This window comes from Desulforhopalus vacuolatus (genome assembly GCF_016918505.1).
GTDB lineage: Bacteria > Desulfobacterota > Desulfobulbia > Desulfobulbales > Desulfocapsaceae > Desulforhopalus > Desulforhopalus vacuolatus.
In genome coordinates, this window is record NZ_JAFFPZ010000102.1 from 1 (window position 1) to 602 (window position 602).

Genomic DNA, 602 nt, shown 5'->3' on the forward strand with positions numbered 1-602 from the left:
TCCTCATATTCGGGTGGAAGTTCCAGTGAATCTATATCCTATAATCTCACCTCAGGAGAGATCTATTACGTCAAGGTCGATCCTTTTGGCAACAATACCTCAGATTATAATTTGAGTATCAATACAGCCCCTCTCTTTGTTTTCTTAGATGCTGATATTAATAATGACGGTAATTGTGAAACGAGTGTAAACAGTTTATTTACAGTCGCTGATATACCTGAAAATCAAAGAGCAGAATTGGGAGAATTCGACGACGTTGATTTGGATGAGGAGATAGAGCTGTCTGGTGTGTCTTTTGAGGGGGTTGAAATATCTCTCTAAGAAATTGTGTAACTGCCCATTTTTCTATCCTGATGTGTCAATACTTTTCCGGACACAAGACTACGCAGCTTCCTGCATCATCTCAAAGACCAGCGGAGCCTCATACCCGTTAGAGGAATGCAGGAATCTGAGACGAACGGGAGACGAACGGGGTACGGGAGACGAACGGGGTCGGGCCACGTTAACTCTCTGATTACTCGAAATTAACGTCCCATTCAGAGGTGTTTATTGAGGCTATATCTTCATTTCTACCATCATATTTGACATTATAGGTTCTGTGT

General features: G+C 42.0%; 1 protein-coding gene. It reads left to right on the top strand.

Going from position 1 to position 602, the window contains the following annotated elements; all coding sequences use genetic code 11:
• Positions 1–321: hypothetical protein (locus tag JWG39_RS16070; protein WP_205220448.1), on the top strand; the 321-nt coding region annotated here is incomplete at its 5' end.
• Between the last annotated feature and the right edge of the window lie 281 nt (positions 322–602).